17 protein-coding genes are annotated in these 21317 nt (G+C 72.3%); 10 read left to right on the top strand and 7 right to left on the bottom strand.

Annotation, left to right across the window (positions count from 1 at the left end; all coding sequences use genetic code 11):
- Positions 1-5 precede the first annotated feature (5 nt).
- Both ACIRQF_RS12035 and ACIRQF_RS12030 read right to left on the bottom strand, forming a co-directional pair.
- Positions 6-1040, bottom strand: coding sequence for a TolB family protein (locus ACIRQF_RS12035; protein ID WP_404091324.1), 1035 nt, complete (start codon positions 1038-1040; stop codon positions 6-8).
- On the bottom strand, positions 1037-2320 hold the full coding sequence (locus ACIRQF_RS12030; protein WP_404091788.1) for an MFS transporter: 1284 nt from the start codon (positions 2318-2320) through the stop codon (positions 1037-1039). The genes ACIRQF_RS12035 and ACIRQF_RS12030 overlap by 4 nt, the downstream gene beginning before the upstream one ends.
- Before the next feature lie 592 nt (positions 2321-2912).
- Between ACIRQF_RS12030 and ACIRQF_RS12025 the strand changes: the two genes are divergently transcribed.
- From ACIRQF_RS12025 to ACIRQF_RS11985, 9 genes are all read left to right on the top strand, one after another.
- Entirely contained in the window at positions 2913-4133 is a 1221-nt protein-coding gene (locus ACIRQF_RS12025) for a hypothetical protein (protein WP_404091321.1), read from the top strand.
- Positions 4130-4909: a WecB/TagA/CpsF family glycosyltransferase gene (locus tag ACIRQF_RS12020; RefSeq protein WP_404091318.1), complete on the top strand. Its 780-nt coding sequence runs from the start codon at positions 4130-4132 to the stop codon at positions 4907-4909. Before ACIRQF_RS12025 ends, ACIRQF_RS12020 begins: the two co-directional genes overlap by 4 nt.
- Positions 4909-6165 (top strand): nucleotide sugar dehydrogenase, encoded by a 1257-nt coding sequence (locus ACIRQF_RS12015; protein ID WP_404091315.1) that lies wholly within the window; start codon positions 4909-4911, stop codon positions 6163-6165. The genes ACIRQF_RS12020 and ACIRQF_RS12015 overlap by 1 nt, the downstream gene beginning before the upstream one ends.
- Before the next feature lie 5 nt (positions 6166-6170).
- Positions 6171-7310, top strand: a complete 1140-nt coding sequence (gene wecB / locus ACIRQF_RS12010; RefSeq protein ID WP_404091313.1) for a non-hydrolyzing UDP-N-acetylglucosamine 2-epimerase — start codon at positions 6171-6173, stop codon at positions 7308-7310.
- A 152-nt stretch (positions 7311-7462) separates the two neighbouring features.
- The gene (locus ACIRQF_RS12005) at positions 7463-8374 is read left to right on the top strand and encodes a chain length determinant protein (protein ID WP_404091310.1); all 912 of its coding nucleotides are present in this window, start codon (positions 7463-7465) and stop codon (positions 8372-8374) included.
- A gap of 14 nt (positions 8375-8388) precedes the next feature.
- Positions 8389-9936: an oligosaccharide flippase family protein gene (locus ACIRQF_RS12000; protein WP_376631579.1), complete on the top strand. Its 1548-nt coding sequence runs from the start codon at positions 8389-8391 to the stop codon at positions 9934-9936.
- 1 nt (position 9937) lies between these two features.
- Positions 9938-10981 (top strand): hypothetical protein, encoded by a 1044-nt coding sequence (locus ACIRQF_RS11995; protein WP_404091306.1) that lies wholly within the window; start codon positions 9938-9940, stop codon positions 10979-10981.
- A 96-nt stretch (positions 10982-11077) separates the two neighbouring features.
- Positions 11078-11740 carry a class I SAM-dependent methyltransferase gene (locus ACIRQF_RS11990; RefSeq protein ID WP_376631576.1) on the top strand — a complete coding sequence of 221 codons (663 nt, stop codon included), beginning with the start codon at positions 11078-11080 and terminating at the stop codon, positions 11738-11740.
- Positions 11740-12543: a glycosyltransferase family 2 protein gene (locus ACIRQF_RS11985; RefSeq protein WP_404091303.1), complete on the top strand. Its 804-nt coding sequence runs from the start codon at positions 11740-11742 to the stop codon at positions 12541-12543. Before ACIRQF_RS11990 ends, ACIRQF_RS11985 begins: the two co-directional genes overlap by 1 nt.
- On the opposite strand, the gene ACIRQF_RS11980 is transcribed toward ACIRQF_RS11985, so the two are convergent.
- Entirely contained in the window at positions 12522-13466 is a 945-nt protein-coding gene (locus ACIRQF_RS11980) for a glycosyltransferase family 2 protein (protein ID WP_404091300.1), read from the bottom strand. The two genes, ACIRQF_RS11985 and ACIRQF_RS11980, sit on opposite strands and share 22 nt — an antisense overlap.
- Entirely contained in the window at positions 13466-15523 is a 2058-nt protein-coding gene (locus ACIRQF_RS11975; protein WP_404091297.1) for an O-antigen ligase family protein, read from the bottom strand. The genes ACIRQF_RS11980 and ACIRQF_RS11975 overlap by 1 nt, the downstream gene beginning before the upstream one ends.
- 44 nt (positions 15524-15567) lie before the next feature.
- Between ACIRQF_RS11975 and ACIRQF_RS11970 the strand changes: the two genes are divergently transcribed.
- Positions 15568-16248 carry a hypothetical protein gene (locus ACIRQF_RS11970; protein WP_404091294.1) on the top strand — a complete coding sequence of 227 codons (681 nt, stop codon included), beginning with the start codon at positions 15568-15570 and terminating at the stop codon, positions 16246-16248.
- Here ACIRQF_RS11970 and ACIRQF_RS11965 read toward each other — a convergent pair.
- The 3 genes from ACIRQF_RS11965 to ACIRQF_RS11955 form a co-directional block, all read right to left on the bottom strand.
- Entirely contained in the window at positions 16223-16831 is a 609-nt protein-coding gene (locus ACIRQF_RS11965; RefSeq protein ID WP_389753048.1) for an acyltransferase, read from the bottom strand. The genes ACIRQF_RS11970 and ACIRQF_RS11965 overlap by 26 nt on opposite strands.
- A gap of 59 nt (positions 16832-16890) precedes the next feature.
- Positions 16891-17937, bottom strand: a complete 1047-nt coding sequence (locus ACIRQF_RS11960; protein ID WP_376631565.1) for a glycosyltransferase — start codon at positions 17935-17937, stop codon at positions 16891-16893.
- A 100-nt stretch (positions 17938-18037) separates the two neighbouring features.
- Entirely contained in the window at positions 18038-21292 is a 3255-nt protein-coding gene (locus ACIRQF_RS11955) for a DUF4082 domain-containing protein (protein WP_404091290.1), read from the bottom strand.
- Between the last annotated feature and the right edge of the window lie 25 nt (positions 21293-21317).

The following is a 21317-nucleotide window of genomic DNA, read 5'->3' as shown; positions in this document are numbered from 1 at the left end:
CGCCGTCATGTGCGGGGACCCGCCGGGGCCAGGCCGTCCTCCAGGAGGACGGCCGGGGTGCCCGTGCCGTCGGCCGGGACGGTCCAGACGTCGTCGGAGTTCGCGCGGGTGTCAGCGGGCAGCGCGTAGGCGAGCGTACGGTCGTCGAGCCAGACGGCCTGGTCGTCCACGCTGCGCCGCTCGGCGAGCGGGGTGGACTTCAAGGTCCGCAGGTCCAGGACGTGTTCGCGCCACAGGGCGGACGTGCCGAGCACGCGCTTCTTGTACGCGACGCGGGTGCCGTCCGGCGAGAGGGACGGACACTCGACGTTGCGGGTCAGGGTCGTGACGGAGCGGGCCGAGAGCGAGCCGCGGACGAGGTACGTGTCCTCGCCCGTGCTCAGGGTCGCGTAGAACGTGTCGTCGTCCTTCGCGAAGGTCACACCCCAGAAGTTGACGTCCTTGTTCCGGTACGGCCGTCCGTCCAGGACGATCGCGAACTCCTCCAGGTTCGGCGAGAGTCGCCAACCCCGGGTGTCGAGGATCGCGGTCCGGGTGGAGAAGAACGCCGAGCCATAGGACTCGCCCTTCACGAACACCGTCCAGGCGGCCAGCCGGCCGCTCGGGGAGACCCGCGCCCGGCTCGGGATGCCCGCCACCGGGTACGTCTTCCTGACCCGCAGCTCCGGGTCGAGGATCTGCGCGCGATAGGCCGGGCGGCCCAGGACGGTGGTGGACTGGAGGCAGACGCCCGTACCGGCCGCGGAGTAGAAGCGCAGACAGCTCGTGTCGGAAGCGGTCCGGGTCGCGCCCGCCGCGGTCGCCGCCGGGACCGACACCAGACGGTCGCGGTGCGGACCCGCCGCCGTGTTGCGGAAGACCAGCCGTCCCGGCTCGTCCAGCCGCACCCGGCCGTCCGCGAAGGCCGGGCCGCCCGGCCGCGGCCTGTCGTCCTCGGCGGCCCGGTCGGCCGCCGACAGGACGGACCAGGCGCCCACGCCGCCGAGGATCACGAGCCCCGCGGCGAGTACGAGCAGGCGACGCAGCGGGGTGAGGGTCATCGAGGATCTCCCGTGGGACGCAGGGCGGCACCGGCGACGGCCGCGCAGCAGGCGAGGCCGGCGGCCGCCGCGGCCAGTGCGGGGCCGTCGCCCCACGCGGCCCACGCGGCGCCGAAGGCCAGGGAACAGCAGAAGCGGGCGAGCGCCTGGCCGGTGCCGACCAGGGCGATACCGCTCGCCCGCAGCCGCTCGGGCACCACGGCGGCGACCGCCGCGGGCAGCACGCCGTCGGTCGCGGCGTAGAAGACGCCGTGCAGCACCAGGACCAGATACGGCAGGGCCGGGGTGGCCGGCGCCCACAGCAGCAGGGCGTACGCGAGCAGCAGCCCGGCGTGCCCGGCCAGGAACACCGCCCGGCGCCCCACCCGGTCCGCGAGCCGTCCGACGGGCAGCGCGAGCAGCAGGAACACGGTGGCCGTGCCCAGGGGCAGCAGCGGGAACAGCTGCTCGTCGATCCCTGTACGGCGCTGCACCAGCAGGTACAGGAACGCGTCGCTCACCGTCGTCAGGCCGAGCAGTACCGCGCACACGAACAGTGCCCGCAGCCGCCGGGTCCGCAACAGGCCGAACGCCGCCCGCAGATCGACCCGCGGCGGTCCGCCGGCGCCCTCCCCTGGCGCCGACTCCTCGGCCGCGGGCACCGCCCTCCTCCCGCCCGGCACGAAGAGCAGCAGCACCAGCACCCCCAGCGCCGCCACGCACCCGCTGACCGCGAACACCGCGTCGTAACCCCCGGCCGCCACGCCCAGGATGAGGAACGCGAGCATCGGGCCGAGCAGCGCCCCCGTGGTGTCCATCGCCCGGTGCACACCGAAGGCCCGGCCCTGCCGCTCCGGCGGGGCGGACAGCGAGATCAGCGCGTCGCGCGGGGCGGTGCGCAGGCCCTTGCCCGTACGGTCCAGGGCCAGCGCGGCACCCAGCGCGCCCAGGTTGTGGACGAGCAGCAGGGGTTTGCACAGGGCCGACAGGCCGTAGCCGATCCCGGCGATCAGCTTGTGGTTGCGCACCCGGTCCGCGAGATGCCCGCCGGTGAGCTGCACCAGGGCGCTCACCCCGTTCTGCACCCCGTCGAGCATGCCGAAGCCCAGCGGACTGAGCCCGAGGCCCATGACCAGGTACAGCGGCAGCACCGCGGTGACCATCTCGCTGGAGACGTCGGTGATCAGACTGACCGTGCCGAGCGCGAGGACGGTCGGGGAGACCGCCCGGACCGTGCCGCGGACGCGGTCCGGGGCGGAACTGGGCGCTCCCTGCGGTATGGAGCGGTCGGCCAGGTACACGGTCCAGGACTCCAGGCTCGTCGAGCGGGTGAACGCGCGCCCACTGTAACCGCTGGAGCCCCGGCGGAAGGTCTGGATCGGTGCGGCTTCGCGACCGCTTGCCACCAATTCCGCGAAAGGCCTCATCATCACCGTGTTGTGCGCCTATCTTCCCGATGTACGCTGCGAGTTGAGCACAACGTTCGCGCTGTGCGCTGGGGGTGTTCGTGGGGGGTTTCACCGGCAGGAGGCCGAGGCGCAGACGCTTCGACGCCGACTGTCCATCTCATCGTGTTCGTCTTGCCCGGGTTCGTGACGCCCGGGACCGATCGCGCACCGGCCTGCCCGAGAACCGGGCGGTCACCGGATAGCGCGCCGACGCGCGGGGCGGCGACCCGGGGGGTGCCGCGGTTTTCGTCCTGCGCCGCGTCGCGCTGCCCGCAACCCGGCGTCGCACGACACCCCGTCGCAGTCCCGCACCACATTGCCGGCCTCACCGCCGGCCGATCAGCCAGCCGATCCGGACCAGCCGCTCTGGTCCGGGACCGACCCGAGGGGGGTGGGTGTGTCCGATCGTCCTGCCAACACACCCGACATTCCACGCAGTTCACGGATGACCGAGCTCGCGGCCGCGGACCGACCGCTGCACGACCTCGCCACCCGCCTGCTCGCCGTGGCCGAGCGGGGACTCCCGAAGATGCTCCTGCCGGAGGGGACCGGCTTCGTCTTCACCCGCGCCGGGCGCCCCGCCGGCGACGGCGGATGGAGCCTGGAGCAGCGCGGCACCAGCAACCGGTACGCGGCGATCACCGCCCTGGGCGCGCGCTTCCTGCCCGCCGACCGGCAGCGCGCGGTCCTCGGCGGGCGCACCGCGGAGGAGTTCACCGGCCTGCTCGTCGAGCGGCTCCCCGGGGTGGACAACCTCGGCGACGCCGCGCTCATCGCCTGGGCCGCTGCCGAGACCGGCCATCCCAAGCTCTCGGACGCGCTCGACCGGGTCGCCGCCCTCGACGTACCCGGTCGCCCCCAGTACACCGTCGAGGCCGCCTGGGTGCTCTCCGCGCTGGCCGCCGCCCGCGGCACCCTCGACGTCGAGCAGCGTCTCGCCGCCGCCCGCGACCGGCTGCTGCGCGCCCGGATCGGTGGCAGTCCGCTCTTCCCGCACGCCACCGGCCCCGGCCTCAACGCCTGGTACCGCGACCACATCGGCTGCTTCGCCGACCAGACCTACCCGCTGCAGGCCCTCGCCCGTGCCCACGCCTCCGGCGACGACCCGGAGGCCCTCGCCGCCGCCGACGCCTGCGCCACCCGCATCTGCGCCCTCCAGGGCGACGGCGGCCAGTGGTGGTGGCACTACGACGCCCGGCGCGGCACCGTCGTCGAGGGATACCCGGTCTACAGCGTGCACCAGCACGCGATGGCCCCCACGGCCCTGCTCGACCTCGCCGAGGCCGGCGGCACCGACTTCGGCGAGCCGATCCGCCGCGGCCTGCGCTGGATGACCGAGGTCCCCGAACTCTCCGGCACCGGTGCCACCGAGCCGATGATCCTCGACGACCTCGGTGTCACCTGGCGCAAGGTCTACCGCGGCGACCCGAAGAAGGCGGTGCGCGCCGCCCGCGGCCTGTCCACCCGCGTCGTGCCCGGACTGCGGCTCGGCGCGCTCGACTCCTTCTTCCGCCCCACGGCGGTGGACCGCGAGTGCCGGCCGTACGAGTTCGGCTGGATGCTCTTCGCGTGGCTCGGCTCGATCCGCCAGGGCGCGCCGTTCGAGCCCGACCGCGCGAACGCGACGGCACCTCAGGCCACCGACCCCGAGGCGGACGGAAGATGACGACACGTCAGACCCTGTTCGGCGTCACCCTCGACGCACTCACCATGGACGGTACCGTCGAGCGCTGCCTCGCCGCCGTCCGGGCCGGCGAACGCCTGGAGATCGGCGTCGTCAACGCCGCCAAGCTGGTGAACATGCGCCGCGATCCCGCACTCGCCCGTGCGGTCTCCGGCTGCGACCTCGTGCTCGCAGACGGCCAGGCCGTCGTCTGGGCGAGCCGGCTGCTCCGCCGCCCGCTGCCCGAACGCGTCGCCGGGATCGACCTGTTCATGCGGTTGCTCGGCGAGGCCGAGGCCGCCGGACACTCCGTCTACCTCCTCGGCGCCAAGCAGGACGTCCTGGAGCAGATGCTCCGCCGGATCGCCGTCCGCTTCCCCGGGCTGCGCGTCGCCGGCAGCCGCAACGGATACTTCGACGACAGCGAGCAGCCCGCGATCGCCGACGCGATCGCGGCCAGCGGCGCGGACATGCTGTTCCTCGGCATGACCTCGCCCAAGAAGGAGATCTTCACCGCCGGTTACGGCGAACGCAGCAAGGTGGCGCTCGTCCACGGTGTCGGCGGCTCCTTCGACATCCTCGCCGGGGTCACCCGGCGCGCTCCCGAGCGCTGGCAGCGGCTCGGCCTCGAATGGCTCTACCGCGCCCTGCAGGAGCCGCGCCGCCTGGGAAAGCGCTACCTCACCACCAACGTCTCCTTCGCCCTCATGACGGGACGGGAGCTGCTCCGCCGCACGCCGGCACCGTCGATCAGCACCGCAAGCAGGGGGGAATCGTGATGCGCGTCGTCGTCGTGGGACAGGGATACGTCGGACTGCCGCTCGCCGTCCGGGCCGCCGAGATCGGCCACGAGGTCATCGGCTACGACGTGGACACCGAGCGCGTCAAGAGCCTCACGTCGGGGGAGTCGTACGTCGAGGACGTCTCCTCCGAGCGCCTCCGCGCCGCCACCGAGGCCGGGACCTACCGCGCCAGCGACTCCGTACGGGACATCGGCGGCTTCGACGTCGCCGTCGTCACCGTGCCGACCCCGCTGCACGAGGGCACCCCCGACCTGCGCTACATCGAGGAGTCGGCCCGCACCCTGGCCCGCTACCTGCGCCCCGGGGCGACCGTCATCCTGGAGTCGACGACCTACCCCGGCACCACCCAGGAGCTGTTCGGCCCCCTGCTCGAAGAGGGCTCCGGACTCGTGGCCGGATCCGACTTCCACCTCGGCTACAGCCCCGAGCGGATCGACCCCGGCAACCCGGTCTGGGGCTTCGAGCAGACCCCCAAGGTCGTCTCCGGTGTGGACGCCGGCTCCCTCGAGGCCGTGCGGGAGTTCTACGACGGCCTCGTCGACACCACGGTGCCGGTCGGCTCGCCCAAGGAGGCCGAGCTCGCCAAGCTCCTGGAAAACACCTTCCGGCACGTCAACATCGCCCTGGTCAACGAGATCGCGATGTTCGCCCGCCACCTCGACATCGACGTGTGGCAGGCGATCGACGCCGCCTCCAGCAAGCCCTTCGGCTTCATGCGCTTCACCCCCGGCCCGGGCGTCGGCGGCCACTGCCTGCCCATCGACCCCTCGTACCTCTCCTGGCGGGTGCAGCGCGAACTCGGGCAGAGCTTCCGCTTCGTCGAACTCGCCAACGACATCAACAACCACATGCCCGACTACGTGATCCAGCGCCTGGTCAGCGCCTTCAACACGCGCAAGCGGGCCGTCAACGGCTCCCGGATCCTGCTGCTCGGTCTCGCCTACAAGAAGAACACCGGCGACGCCCGCGAGTCGCCCGCCGCGCGGATCTCCCAGCTCCTCCTCGACATGGGAGCCGAGGTCCGCGCCGCCGACCCGCACGTCGTGGAGGGACACCAGGTCGACCGCCGGCTCGCCCGTGTGGAGCTGACCGAGGAGGAGCTCGCCGCCGCCGACGCGGTGGTGCTCATCACCGACCACGACGCCTTCGACTACGGGCTCGTCGAGGCCCACGCCGACTACGTACTCGACTGCCGGCGCCGGCTGAGCGGTCCCAGGATCGAGGTGCTCTGAACCGCATGACCGTCACCACCGTCCGCAGGATCCTCTGCGTCGCAGGCGCACGCCCCAACTACATGAAGATCAAACCGGTGATGGACGCCCTGGAGGCCCAGGGCGCCGAGGTGATCCTCGTCCACACCGGGCAGCACTACGACCCGGCGATGAACGACGTCTTCTTCCGGGACCTCGGTCTGCGCCCGCCCGACCACTTCCTCGGCGTGGGCTCGGGCAGCCACGCCGTCCAGACCGGGCGGGTGATGGCCGCCTTCGAGCCGCTCGTCGAGCAACTCGCCCCGGACGTCGTCGTCGTGGTCGGCGACGTCAACTCCACCCTGGCCTGCGCCCTGGTGGCGGCCAAGGGCGGCCCGCTGCTCGCGCACGTCGAGGCGGGCCTGCGCAGCCGCGACTGGTCCATGCCCGAGGAGGTCAACCGGGTCGCCACCGACCGGATCAGCGACTACCTGCTCGCCCCGTCCCCCGACGCCGCGGACAACCTGCGCGCCGAGGGCTACCGCGACGACCAGATCCATGTCGTCGGCAACGTCATGATCGACACCCTCTTCGCCAACCTCGAACGGGCGAAGGAGTCGCGCACTTTGGCCGAACTCGGTCTGGACGCGGGGGAGTACGGGCTCGTCACCCTGCACCGGCCGGCCAACGTCGACGATCCCGCGATTCTCTCCGGCCTCCTCAAGGCGCTCGGCGAGGTCGCCACGCACTGCCCGCTCGTCCTGCCCGTGCATCCGCGGGCAGCCGACAGGATCAACGCGCTCGGCGTGCCCGGCGGCATCCGGCTCGTACCGCCCGCCGGCTACCTCGACTTCATCGCCCTGCAGGCGGGCGCCCGGATCGTCCTCACCGACTCCGGAGGCGTCCAGGAGGAGACCACCGCCCTCGGCGTCCCGTGCGTGACGCTGCGGGACAACACCGAGCGCCCGATCACCGTCGAACAGGGCACCAACGTCCTGGCCGGCCGTGACCCGGCCCGGATCGTCGACACCGCCGTCCGGCTCCTCGGCGACCCGCCACCGCCCCGCCGTCCCGAACTGTGGGACGGGCACGCGGGCGAGCGCGTCGCCCGGGTGCTGCTGGAGGGTGGATCGGCGGCCGAACACGCCCGACCCACCGACCACCCCCGCCCCACGGACCACCACTGACCGCCGGCGGACACCGCTGACGGCACGTATCACCGCAGAACGTCGAACGTGGTGATCGCGAAGGGCTCACGTCCGCTCGCGATCCCACCTATCCTCATCTGCGGCAAGGCAGTTGAGCAGCCGCCGATCAGGGGCGCGCAAGGGGGAACGCCATGGACCTCGCAGAGATCTTCCGGGTCATGTGCCGGCGGTGGTACGTCCTCGTGCCCGGGCTGCTGCTCACGGCCGGGCTCACGGTGGGGGCATGGCTGCTCGTACCGGTCTCGTACGAGTCGCAGAGCACCGTCGCCATGCTCAACTCCCGCAAGGGCGCGGAGGCGGATGGCAATCCCTTCCTGAGCATGGAGCCCTCGCTCACCGGCATGGCCGACAGCCTCGCCCGCAACGTCAACTCCGACGTGTCGGCGGCCGAGCTGAAGTCCCAGGGGCTCACCGAGAAGTACGAGGCGAAGATCGCGGACAACGCGCAGGGGCCGCTGCTCTGGCTCACCGTGACCGGTGAGGACCCGGACGCGGTCCTGCGGGGGAACAAGACCCTGATGGCGTTCACCGCCCAGCGGCTCAAGGACCTGCAGGCGGACCAGAAGGTGTCCCCCGACTCCATGATCCGGATCACCACGATCGTCCCGCCGCAGGATCCCGAGGCCAAGCTCAAGTCCAAGGTCCAGTACCTCGTCATGGCCGCGGGCCTCGGGATCGTGCTCAGCCTGGTGGCGACCTTCTTCGCGGAGGCCCGCAGCCGCGGCCGCTCCCCGAGGAAGCACCGTCAGGATCCGGACACCGAGCGGACCGAGCCCGCCCCCGAGCCTGTCCCCACGCCCGCCCCCCGGTCCGCCCCGGCGGCGGCCGGCCCCCGCCGCCCGGCCGACCTGGCCGGGCACCTCACGGACGGGCTGCTGACCGGCACCGACGCCCAGGACACCCCTGACCCGCACGCCGCCCCCGAGCGCGACCGGGCCGACGGCGACCGGGAACAGCAGCCCGACCAGCCCACCGTCCAGCTGCCCGTGCTGCCCGCCGCCGAGCGCCGCCCCACCAAGCGGCCGCCGTCGTGGGTGAAGTGACAAGGAGCCCCTCGATGGAGTCCGCACCCGCCGAGGGCGAGGCGTCCCTGGGGACCAAGGTCCGCTCGGCGACCCGGTGGAGCCTCGTCAACACCATGGTGATGCGGCTCGGCAACTTCGCCACCGGCATCTTCCTGGTCCGCTACGTGCTCGACCCCGCCGCCTGGGGCGTCTACGGCGTCGCCCAGACGGTCCTCATGGTCCTGCTCGCCGCCAACGAACTGGGCGTCACCCTCGCCGTCGTCCGCTGGGACGGCGACGTACGGCGGTTCGCGCCGACCGTGCTCACCCTCGGCGCGCTCTCCAGCGGCCTGCTCTACCTGGTGCTCTTCGTCTCGGCACCGGCCGTCGCCACCCTGCTGGGCTCCGGCGAGGCCACCGCCGTGCTGCGCGTGATGTGCCTGTGCCTGGTGCTCGACGGACTGTCCCAGGTCCCCGCGGGCGTGCTCACCCGGGAGTTCCGGCAGGGCCGCCGGATGGCCATCGACGCCCTCAACTTCGTCGTCAGCACCTCCGTGACCCTGATCCTCGCCCTGCGCGGCTGGGGCGCCATGAGCTTCGCCTGCGGCGCCGTCGCCGGCAACGTGGTGGCGCTCGCCGGCTGCGCCGTGGCCGCCCCCGGCATGCTGCGGTTCGGCTGGGACAAGGAGCAGGCCCGGGCGCTGCTCCGCTTCGGCCTGCCGCTCGCCGGCGCCAGCCTGCTCTCGCTCGCCGTGGTCAACGCCGACGCCATGATCGTCGGCGCGGTCCTCGGCAACATCGCCCTCGGCTTCTACATGCTCGCCTTCAACATGGCCGGCTGGCCCGTCCGCGTCATCTCCGAGACCGCCCGCCGGGTCTCCTTCGCGGGATTCTCGCGCCTCGCCGACGACCCGAAGGCCCTCTCCGCCGGCTTCGCCCGCGCCCTCGGCGTCCTCATGGCCGCCACCGTCCCGGCCTGCGTCCTGCTGGGCGCGCTCGCCGGCCCCCTGGTCGAGCTCGTCTACGGCGCCACGTGGCGGCCCGCCGCCGAGGCGCTGCCCTGGCTGATGGCCCTCGGCCTCGCCAGGATCGCCGCCGAGCTCACGTACGACTGCCTGGTGGCGATCGGCCGGCGCCGCTCGCTGCTGCTCATCCAGGGCCTCTGGCTGGTCACCCTGGTCCCCGTGCTGATCCTCGCGGCCCGCGCCGGGGGCATCGACACGGTCGCCGTCGGCCATGTCGTGGTCGCCGGCGTGATCGTGCTGCCCGCCTTCCTCTTCGCCCTGCGGCGCGGCGGCATCGCGGCCCGCGCCCTCGCCCGGGTATGCGTCCGGCCGGTGCTCGGAGGGGCCGTGATGGGCGTCGTCCTGGTCCTGCTGCGGCAGCGCCTCGGCGAGGGGGTGGTGGCCCTGTGCGCCACCAGTGTCATCGGGCTCGTGTGCTACGGGCTGTGCGTGCTGCCCGGCCGCACACTGGTGCGCGGCGCACTCGCCCGGCGCGGCCCGACCCGGGGGGACGAGCGGCCCGTGGCGGACGCCGAGCGCGCCGTCGCCCCCGTACCGGCGCAGAAGCAGCCGGCCGCGCCGGCCCGTGAGCGATGAGGTGAGTCCCCTGGCCCGATCCGGCCGTCGCAAGGTCCTCGGTGCGGCGTTGCTCGCCGCCGTCCTGCTGTTCTCCGTGCTCACCGTCACCGGCCTCGGCCAGCAGGCGCTGTGCCTGGGCGGCGCGGCCCTCTGCGACTCGCGCGCCATCACCGAGCCCGGGGTGACCGACCCGCCCGGGACGCCGCCCGGCACCGCGGACGGCAAGCCGCGCGCACCGAAGGGCTGCGCCGGCCCCAGGGCCTGCGGCTACCCGGACGCGAGCACCACCGGGCCGCGGATCGCGACCCTGACCCCGCAGAGCACCGGCAACGCGTCGATCCGCACCGACGGCACCGTCATCCGGGGCTGGGACATCACCGGCTCCCTCGACATCTACGCGAACAACGTCACCGTCGTCGACAGCCGCATCACCTCGACCAACTGGTGGGGGATCAACCTGCGCCCCGGGTACTCGGGCCTGCGCGTCCTCCACACCACCATCACCGCCGTTCCCGGCAAGGGCCCCAACAACGGCGGTTCGGACTACGCGGTGTCCAACATGAGCACCAGTTCGGTCGAGGTCGGCTTCTGTGACGTCTCCGTCTTCGGCGACGCCCTGTCCATGGGCCAGGGCAACCTGCACGACAACTACGTGCACGACATCACCCCGTTCAAGAACCTCGACGGCGAGTGGCAGCACACCAACGCCGTCATCAGCAACGGCGGCGGCAAGGGCAAGCTGATCATCCGTCACAACACCCTGCTCAACCCGACCCCCGTCGAGAAGGGCGCCTCCGCCGCCATCGGCCTCTTCGCCGACAGCGCGCCCGTCACCAACACCGTCGTCGACGACAACTGGCTGGCCGGCGGCTCCTACACGCTCTACGCGGGCGGCAAGGACTCCACCGGCGTCGAGGTCACCGACAACGTCTTCTCGCCCCGGTACTACCCGGCGGGCGGCCGCTACGGCGCCGTCGCCTACTGGAACCCCACCGGCAAGGGCAACGTGTGGCGCGGCAACCGGATGGCGGACGGGACACCCGTCGTCCCGTCCCCTTCATGATCCGACGACGTCGGCTGATCAGCTGATAAATCCCCACTCTCCGCATAGGGTTGGCCCTGACCCCACCCTCTCCTCGAACCCCAGGTGGTTGATGCGATGTCCGGCATCCGTGCCCTCCGCAATCGTTTCGTCGACGCGCCCGACTCGCTCGGCGAACGATTCCGCGCGGCCCGCTGGGAGCGGTTCCGCAACTGCTTCCCCGGCATCGCCGACATGCGCGTCGTCGACCTCGGTGGCACCGCCGACAACTGGCTGCGCTCGCCGCTGCGGCCCCGTCACGTGCACCTGGTGAACCTGGAGGCACACCCCGCCGAGCTGCCCGACTGGATCAGCGCCGAGATCGCCGACGTCACCGACCCGGCGATCCCGGACTCCCTCGGCCAGTTCGACCTCGTCGTCTCCAACTCGACCATCGAGCACGTCGGCGGGCACGCCCAGCGGCGCCGCTTCGTCACCGCCATCGAGAAGCTGGCCCCGCTGCACTGGGTGCAGACCCCCTACCGCTACTTCCCAGTGGAGCCGCACTTCCTCGCCCCCGGCTTCCAGTTCCTGCCGCTGGCCGCCCAGGCCAAGCTCGTCCGGCACTGGCCGCTCACCCACAGCCGCCCCGGCACCCCCGAGGAGGGCATGGACGCGGTCATCAACATCGAGCTGCTCACCCGCGCCGAGATGACCTACCTCTTCCCCCGGTCCGTGATCCTCAGCGAGCGGGTGGCGGGGCTCACCAAGTCGCTGACGGCCGTCCGCACCCGGCCCTGATGCGCGGCCTGCCGCGCCGGGCCCTGCGCGCGCCCTGGGTGTTGCTGAAGCGGCGCTTCGGGTGGCTCGTCCTGTACGAGCTGCGGAACAAGCTCCTGCTCGCGCCCACCGCGCGCCGGCTGCGTCGCGTCGAGGACGCCGAGACCGCCCGGCTCGCGAAGGTCCTCGGGCGCCGCCCCAGGGCCCGGGTGGCGACCGTCATCGCCACCCACCGGCGCCCCGACGCACTGCTGCGGGCCGTGCGCTCGGCCCTGGAGCAGTCGGTGCGCGACCAGGTCGTCATCGTCGTCGACGACGGCGCCGGGCTGCCCGGACTCCCCGACGACCCCCGCCTCTTCGCCGTTTCGCTGGCCCGGAACACCGGGGTCGCGGGCGTCGTGCGCAACGTGGGCATCCGGCTGACCGACTCGGCGTACGTCGCCTTCCTCGACGACGACAACGTGTGGGAGCCCGACCACCTCCGGGAGGCGCTGGCCGCCCTGGAGGCGGCCGGTGGCCCCGACGGCGTGTACACCGCGCTGCGGCGGGTGCGGCCGGACGGCACCGACATGGACGTCCTGTCGGTGCCGTACGACCGGCGCAGGGCCGCCCACGAGGCCTTCCTCGACACCAACGCCTTCGTCGCCCGGCGGGTCCCCGCCCTGCACTTCAGCCGGCTGCGGCGCACCCCCGAGGTGCTGCCCCGCGAGGACTGGGAGCTGATCCGCCGCTACGGCCGGACGCATCGCGTCGCCCATGTCGCCCGGCCCACCGTGCGCTACCTGGTCAACCCCGGGAGCTTCTACACCTCGTGGCGGGACTGAGGGCCGCCCAGCAGGGCCGCCACGGCGGCGCGCGCGGGCTCCCGCCCCAGCGCCGCCCGGGACAGCTCCCGTAGCAGTACCGCCCCGCGGAAGGCCGCGGCCGCGGCGAGACCGTGCCGGCGCCGGTAGAGCCGCACCCGGTTCACGACCAGGAGCGACCACAGGCGCGGCGACACCCGCGACTCGCCGCCGAGGTGGGTGGCCCGTGCCGCCGGCTCCAACCGGGTACGCAGGCCGCGGTCGCCGGCCCGCAGGCAGTACTCCGTCTCCTCCGAGTAGAGGAAGAAGGACTCGTCCCAGGGTCCGCAGGCCGCCACGCACTCCCGTGACAGCGCCATCAGCGCGCCGGTGGCCCAGTCCGCCGTCGTCGCAGCGGCGTAGGCGGCCGGGGCGGTGACCAGCTCGCTGAGCCGCGGGAAGCGGCCGGCCCTGCGGTTGCCGACGACCGCCTCGCCGAGCGCCCGGCTCAGGCTGGACTCGCGGCGCAGGGAGTGGATGAGGGTCCCGTCCTCCTCGTACAGCAGCGGCACGGAGATCCCGACCGCCGAACCGTCCGGCAGCGGGGTGCCGAGGGCCTCGACCAGGGTGGCGGCGCACCCCTCCGCCATCCGGATGTCGGGGTTGCAGATCAGGACCGCCCGGTAGCCGTCCTCCCAGTCCCCGGCCGCGCGCAGGGCCGCGTTGACCCCGAAGGCGTAGCCGCCGTTGCGGCCGGTCTCCACGACCGTGGCCTCCGGCGCGAGCGCGCGCACCACGGCGACGGTGTCGTCCGAGGAGGCGTTGTCGGCGACCACGAGCCGCCAGTCCAGGCCCTTCATCCCGGCCGGGAGGGAGTCGAGGAATCCGGGCAGCACCTCCGCGCTGTTCCAGGTGACGACGAGGACGGCCACGGGGCCGACCCCGGTGACGAACTGATGTTGCATCAAATCTCCACGAGGCGCTGGGAGTCAGGAGTACGTGGTCGGGGCGGGTGCTGCGCGTCCCCCCGCTCCTCGGGCGACGCCGGCGGCGTGGCGGCCCCGGCCGCCTCGCGCCGTACGAAGCCGAGGCAGCTGCCGCCCGCGCCGAGGAGCAGGAAGAAGACGCCCGCGAACATGGGGAAGCTGAGGGTGTCGAAGGTGGCGCTGATGACCAGGGCGACCGTCGCCGAGGCGAAGAAGGCCTGACCGAGCTCCCGGTCCGACTCCCTCCGGGCGAGCCGCCGGATCGCGCCGCCCTGGTGCACCCCGGTCAGGCCGAGGAGCAGCAGACAGGCCACGCCCAGGGCGCCCAGCTCGGCGACGGTGAGCAGGTACTGGTTGTCGGTGAAGAAGTAGCGCTCCGGGGTGAAGGTGCCGAAGCCCCGGCCGAAGACGGGATCCTGCACGAAGTACTCGTAGATCTTCGGGTACTTGATGGTGCGGGCCTGGGTGCTGCTGTCGGCGTTGTTGAGGCTTCCGGAGAACAGGCCGGTGATGGTGCCGATGAGGCCCGGCACCAGGACCTTGAAGACCGCGACCGAGCCGAAGAGGATGCCGATCGCCGTCCAGCGCCGCTCGGGCTTCCAGCGCGGCACCATCACGAGCGCGACGACCAGGATCCCGATGATCGAGGTCCGCGACACGGTCAGCGGCAGTCCGCCGCCGAGGAGCACCACCGGCGCCCAGCGCCGGTACGCGCGCAGATGCCGGCGGGCCGGGTCGAAGGCGTACCAGATGGCGAACGGCAGCAGGATCGCCAGCATCCCGCTGAACTCCAGCGGATGGGCGGTCAGCGAACGCGGCCGGGTGAAGGAACCACGGTCCATCACGTTGACGCTCGCCGTGCTGGAGCTGAGGCCCGGGATGCGCAGCGAGTCGGCGATGTTGGTGCCCGTGAAGAAGTCGTACAGACCCAGCGCGGCGACCACCGTGCCCATCACGACGAGCCGCCCCATCAGCACGTTCAGCCGCTCGCGGTCCTGGATCCCGGCCGTCGTCAGGACCACGAGCGAGACCCACACCAGGAGCACGATCAACCCCCGGTCGGCCGCCAGGATCTCCTTCTGGCCGCTGATCCGGTCCTGGTTGGCGATGTACGACAGCAGGGTGGCGACGCCGAGCACCAGCATCACCGTCCGCATCGTGCGGGTGCCGGGCGCGGGGGCGATCCGGCCGCTGCACCAGGTCGCCAGGTACCAGAACAGGCCGAGCAGCGCGAAGACGTTCGCCGGAGTGCCGGCTCCGCCCAGCGCGGGCAGCGCCAGGTTGGACGGCAGGAAGAGGGCGAGGGCCAGATAGCCGGTCAGCACGGCGGTGGCGTCCAGCGGCCGGGTGAGCAGCCGCCGCAGCCGGCCCGCCCCGGGCGCGGGCGCCGGGGGAGCGGGGTGCGGGTCCGGCAGGCCCCGCGACCGGCGGCGGGCGCCCGCCCAGGTCTCCACCACGAAGGAGAGCAGGAAGGCGCCCGTGATCCCGAGGACCACGACGGCGGCGACCTTCTGATACCGGGACTTCGGCTGCGAGACCGGCTTCTGCGGCGGCACGATGCGCGCCGACTGCACGTAGTAGCCGTCCGGCACCCGGGCCTGCTTCTGCAGGACCTGGAGCTGCTCGGCCGCGTAGTCCGTGATCTTCCGCGTCTCGTCGAGCACCTTCGCCCGGTCCTCGCCCTTGACCGTCAGCGTGAGCAGCGGCCCCTCGGCCTTGGCGGCGAAGTCGACGCCGTACTCGTCGGTGATCCCCTGCGCCTGCAGCGTCCGCGCCGTCTCCGGCGACTGCAGCGCCCGGATCAGGACGTCGGCGGTGCCGATCAGCGAACCGCTCGCATACGCCAGCGGATTGCCGTAGCTGGGCGCCGGCTTGGCCACGCGACTGGAGTTCAGCAGGGCCAGCTGGCTCTGCGACTCGTACGTCACGGGGACCGTCGTGTACAGATAGCCGCCCGCGACCAGACCGAGCAGGGTCAGCGGCACCATCACGTACCAACGCCTGCACAGCACACGGAAGATCTCGGCGATGCTCACGAACCCTCCCCCGGTTCCTCTCGGTGCTGCCAGTATCGGTGGTGATGAACAGAGACGTGCTGACTCCCGAGGGACTCGCCCGCGTGCTGCTGCGCCGCTGGTACGTCCTCGTCCTCGCCGCGCTCGTCACCGGCGTCGCCTGCTACCCGGCGCTGCGACCCGAGCCGCGTTACCAGAGCTCCGCGGTGCTCGTCGTGAAACCGCCGCGCACCGACAACCAGCCCAACCAGCTGACCAACCTGCAGCCCTCGCTGGCCATGGTCTCCTTCTCGGTGGTCCAGCAGCTCCAGTCGCCCGACGGACGCGCCGAACTGCGCGACGCGGGGGTGCGCGGCACCTATCGCATCACGCCCCGCAACAGCGGCACCAGCGCCACCCCGTACTACTCGATCCCCACCCTGCAGATCGAGGCCGAGCAGTCCGCGCCCGAGGCGGCCGACCGCACGGTGCAGGCGATCATCGGGGTCTACAGCCGGCACCTGAGCGCCCTCCAGGCCTCCCAGGGCGTGCCCGCCGCGACGCTGCTCACCGTCGATCTGGTGAACCGCCCCGGCACCGTCGCCCTGCCCCCCAACCGGTCCCGGGCCTTCGCCGGGGTGGGCGCCCTCGGCACCCTCACGGGCGTCATGTCGGCGCTGTGGGTCGAGCGGTACGCGACGGCACGGCGCCGCGGGCGTACGGACCCGGAGCGGCGGGAGGTCAGTGCGCCGCACCGTGCTCGGTGAGGCGTCCGTCCCGCTCCTCGTAGAGCTCCCCCGTCTCCGGGCACTCCCAGATCCCCGGGCGCTCCGGGTGCTCCGCCAACCGGACGCCCGCCTTGCCGACCCAGCCGGCCCGCCGGGCGGGCACGCCCATCACCAGGGCGAAGTCGGGGACGTCGGAGGTCACCACCGAACCGGCCGCGACCAGGGCCCAGCGTCCGACGGTCACCGGGGCCACGCACACCGAGCGGGCGCCGACGGCGGCGCCGTCGCCGATCCGCACCGCCACCGGCTCCCAGTCGCCGCCGCGCTTGAGCCGGCCCTCCGGGTCCACCGCACGCGGGTTGTGGTCGTTGGTGAGCACCACGGACGGGCCGATGAACACCCCGTCGCCGAGCACCGCGGGCTCGTACACCAGGGCGTAGTTCTGCAGCTTGCAGTTGTCGCCGATGGTCACGCCGGGGCCGACGTACGCCCCCCGGCCCACCACGCAGTTCTCGCCGAGGCGGGCGTCCTCGCGGATCTGGGCGAGCTCCCACACGCTGCTGCCGGAGCCGACGACGGCCTTCTCGTCGACCTGCGCGGTGGGCTGGACCCGGTAGTTCACTGACGTGCCTTTCGTTCGGAGGGTCTCGGGGGAGCGGGCCGGCCGCGGAGCGGCACGTGCTAGATCCCGCGCCGCTTCCACGACTGCCACCAGAACCACTCGCGGGCCCGTTCGGCGACCGCCGACAGGACGAGCGGCTGCAGGTACGGCATGGTGCGGGCGCCGATCCGGCGCCGAAGTCGCAGTGCCCGGTACTCCGGCAGCGTCTCGGCGTCCGGGCGGCAGGCGCGGGCGAACTCCACGAGCTCGTCCACCGGCACGACGTCCGTGCGCCCCCGGTCGTACGCCCGGTAGGCCCGGCGCAGCGCCTGGCGGGCCAGGCGCGTGTCGACCAGGCCGGCGAGCCGCTGCCGCTGCGGGAGCAGATCGCCGCACTTGTCGAGGACGGAGGTGAACGCCACCCGCCGCTGGCGGATGTCGTCGAGCTGGCCTCCGAAGTCCGTGGTGGACATGTTGTCGCCGTGCACGCGGTAGAAGGCCTGGTCCGCCCCGCGGACGTACCCGACGTCCGCGTGGGCGGCCAGCCGCATCCACATCTCGATGTCCCCGGCGTGCGGCAGCTCGGGGTCGTAGCCGCCCACCTTCCGCTGCAGGCTGGTGCGGACGACGACCTCGGGCGAGGTGATGCACCCCGTGCCCTCGCGGAAGCGCCGCTCCAGCCACCAGTGGCCGGGGTAGACCACGGAGCCGGTGCTCCGGGTGCGGGCCGCCGGCAGCGGGCCGCCGTGCCGGAACCGGAGCGGCCGGCCGTAGGCGAAGCCCGCCTCCGGGTGGGCGTCCAGCAGGGCCACGGCCCGCACGAGCGCCCCGGGGACCAGCCTGTCGTCGGCGGACAGCAGGACGACGTAGTCGCCGTCCGCCCACTCCAGGAGGCCCTCGTTGTAGGTGGCGATATGGCCCTTGTTGCGCTCGTGGACCCGCACCTCGATCCTCGGGTCGGAGGCGGCCAGCTTCCTGGCCACGTCCGCCGAGTCGTCGGGGGACGCGTCGTCGATGATCAGTACCCGCACGTCGAGGCCGGGCTGTTCGTCGAGCACGCTGCTCACGCAGTCGGCCAGGAAATGGCCGTACTTGTAGCAGGGGATCACGACGCTGACAGAGCTCATGTGGTGCGTTCCCCGTTTTCGTTCCGTGGATCGGTCGGTCGGAGGGCCGGTCGGTCGTCAGGACCGGGCCGGCCCTCCGTGGATGCGGTCGGCCGCAGGGTCAGTCGGTCGTGAAGACCGGGCCGACCCAGTAGTTGGTGGAGTTGTAGGAGCCGTTCGGGAAGGCGGCCGTAGCACCGTATCTGTAGAGGCCGTTGGCGGAACCGCTCGTGTCGGCGGGCGCCGACAGCGGGTAGTTCAGATACGTGCCCGTGAAGTACGCCGGGTCCGAGGCGTAGTTGCCGTTCGGCGCGTGGTACGAGGCCACGTACGTGGTACCGGCGGTGATGGCCACCGGACTCGCGAAGGTGAGCGTCTGCCAGCCGGTGGCCATCTCGCCCGTGAAGGTGCCGGTGGCCAGCAGGGTGCCGTCGGCGGCCCACAGGCTGCCGGTGTGGCTGCCGGTGTTGGTGGCGCCCTTGTAGAAGGTGACGCCGGTGACCTTGCCGTCGAGCGAGGACCGGAACCGCGTTCCCAGCTCCAGGGAGTTGCCGTCACCGGTCTCCGCGGGCTTCACGGGCACGGTCTGCGCGTTCCAGAGGGTGCAGGGACAGGCCGTCGGCGGCGGGGTCGGGCTCGTGGTGAAGGTCCACGTGACCGGGTCGGCCATCGCGTTGCCCCACAGGTCCGCGGCCTGCACCGAGGCCGTGTAGGTGGTGCCGAGCGCCAGCTGGCTGTTGAGCGTGAAGGCCGCGGTCTTGCCGTCGCCGTCGAGCGTGGCCCGGCCCGGGACGGTCGCGCCGCCGGGGCCCGTCACCGTGAACACCAGGGTGCCGCTGTCGATGCTCTGGTTGAAGGTCGCGGAGAGCGGGGCCGTGATCGACACGCCGGTCGCGCCCGCGGCCGGCGTGCGGCCGGTGACGGTCGGCGGCACGGTGCTGGCCGAACCGGTCTCCAGGACCGCGTCCACCCAGTAGTTGCTGCCCGCGGCCGCCTGGTTCGGGAAGCCGCCGGCGGAGCCGTACCGGTAGACGCCGTTGCCGCCGTCGGTGCCGGACTGCAGCGCCGTCAGCGGGGCGAGCCCGGCGGCCTTGTCGGTGAAGTAGTGCGCGTCGTAGGAGTATCCGCCGTTCGGGGCGAAGTACGAGGCGACGTAGGTGGTGTTGGCCTTCACCGGCACCGGGTTGGCGAACTTCAGCTCCTGCCAGCCGGACGCGGTCTCGTTGGTGAAGGTGCCGGTCGCGAGGAGCTGGCCGGCGGAGGACCACAGGCTGCCCTTGTGGGTACCGGTGTTGGCGCTCGACTTGTAGAAGCGGACGCCGGTGATCGTGCCGGGCACCGAGCTGCGGACCTTCACGCCGAGCTCGACGGAGCTGCCGTCGCCGCCGTTGGGCTTGGCCGGGGCGGCCGTCGCCGGCCAAACGGTGCACGGGCACTGCTGCTGGGCCACGGTGAGCGGAACGTTGGTGACGTTGCCGATGTTGACGCTGTCGTCGACGGCGCGGACCTTCAGCTGGACGGGTCCCTCCGCGATGGGCGTCCACTTGTAGCTCCAGGAGCCGGTGCCCTCGGCCGCCTTCCAGGTGGTGCCGCCGTCGGTGGAGACCTCCACCCGGGCGACCACGCCGCCGCCCGCGTCGGCGGCGGTGCCCGTGACGGTGATCTGACGCAGGGCCGGGACGGAGGCGTTGGCGACCGGGCTGGTGACCGTGACGGCCGGCCCGGTGGTGTCGGTGGAGGAGGAGGCCGTGACGAGTCCGGACTGGAGCGACTTGGGCTGGATGCCCATGTCGGCCAGGACGTTCACGGTGGCCTGCTGCATCCGCTTGTCCTCGGTGACCACGCCGCCGTTGGGGTCGACCGTCGGGACGTTGGTCAGGCCCCAGGACCACTGCACGGTCCCGGTGCCGAACACCAGGGCGTGGGAGGTCTGGTCACGGAAGGCGACGAGGCTGTGCGTCGCGGTGCCGTTGCCGTAGTAGTTGCCCCAGTCGAGCAGGTAGTTGCCGTCGTTGACGTCGACGGTGGTGGAGGAGAGCCGGATCTGGCCGGACGGCCGGGAGGCGTTCTCGACGTCGCTGTCCCACTCGTAGCCGAGGGTGCCCTGCGGGAAGGTGGCGACCTGGTTGCCGGTCAGACCCGCGACCGTCGTGTTGCGCCACAGGCGCATCTTCGCGAAGGCGGCGGGCACGGTGATGGCGTCGTTGCGGGGGCCGTTCACCTGGAACAGCGAGCCGGTGAGGATGTTCTGCGGCCGGTAGGGCTCGCCCTCCTTGGTACTGTCCGGGTCCACCCAGGTGCCCGTCCACACGTTGCTCGGGTCGGCCACGCCGTTGGGCGTCGGGAACTTGAGCTTGGTCTCCTTGTAGCAGACCAGGGTCCGGTTCGCCGTGCCGCTGCCGTCGATGCTCGGCTCGAGGCGGGTCTTCCAGAAGATCTCGTTGCCCGAGAAGTACGTCTGGTGCTGGCCCGCCTTGCGGGCGTTGAGGACGTTGGTGAACTGCTCCTGCGTCCAGTACTCGTCGTGCCCCTGCGACATGAACATCTTGTGGTTCGCGAGCAGGGCGGAGCCGCGGGTGGCCGTGTCCAGACCGGAGACGTAGCTCAGGTCGTAGCCGTTGCGCTCCAGCCACGAGATCATCTCGTACTCGGAGCCGTAGATGCCGTTCTCGCCGCCGATGTCCATCGGGCGGTTGTAACTCACCTTGTACGCACGCCCGTCGGGGGCGGGGCCCTGGCCGTCGTAGAGGTTGGTGCCGCCCCAGTCGTTGTAGGCCTGCCAGGTCTGGTCCGAGGTCTGCACGACGATGTCGGAACGGCTGGCGTCGTTGCGCACGACGAAGGGGTACGGCATGAGGCCGTTGCCGTCGGCCTGGTCGAAGTTGACCACGTAGAGACCGGAGACCGCGTCGCTCGGAACCGTCCAGCTCACGGTGGTGGGCCAGTTGCCGCAGTCCATCAGCCCGGTCGGCTGGTCCTTCACACAGGTGGGACGCTGGGTGAGGTAGGTGGCGGGGTAGCTCTGGGCGGCCTGGGCCTCGGTGGAGACCAGCCGCGCGCCGTCACCGCCGTACCAGCCGAGCCGGTAGATCTTCACGTGGTACGAGGAGGGCGACTGGACCTTGAACTGGAGGGTCTCCCCGGCCTGGAGGCTCATCTTGGTGGGGAATCCCGCGATGTCGCCCCAGGAGCTGCCCGCGAACCAGTCGGACATGGGCGTGCCCGGCTTGGAGTTCTCGCAGACGATGGGATTGCTGCCCGTTCCGCAGGGATCGGCGAGCGCGCTCGCCTCTCCGCCCGGTGGCAAGAAGATCGCTGTCAGCGCCGCGGCCAGGGCGAACACGGCGCCTCTGGCCCGACGGAAGTGGTTTTGCATCGCTGTACCTTTCACGGGCAGTACA

The sequence above is a fragment of the Streptomyces sp. NPDC101191 genome, from assembly GCF_044767915.1.
GTDB lineage: Bacteria > Actinomycetota > Actinomycetes > Streptomycetales > Streptomycetaceae > Streptomyces.
The sequence above is the reverse complement of the archived record's forward strand: the minus strand, read 5'-3'. Positions and strand labels throughout refer to the sequence as shown.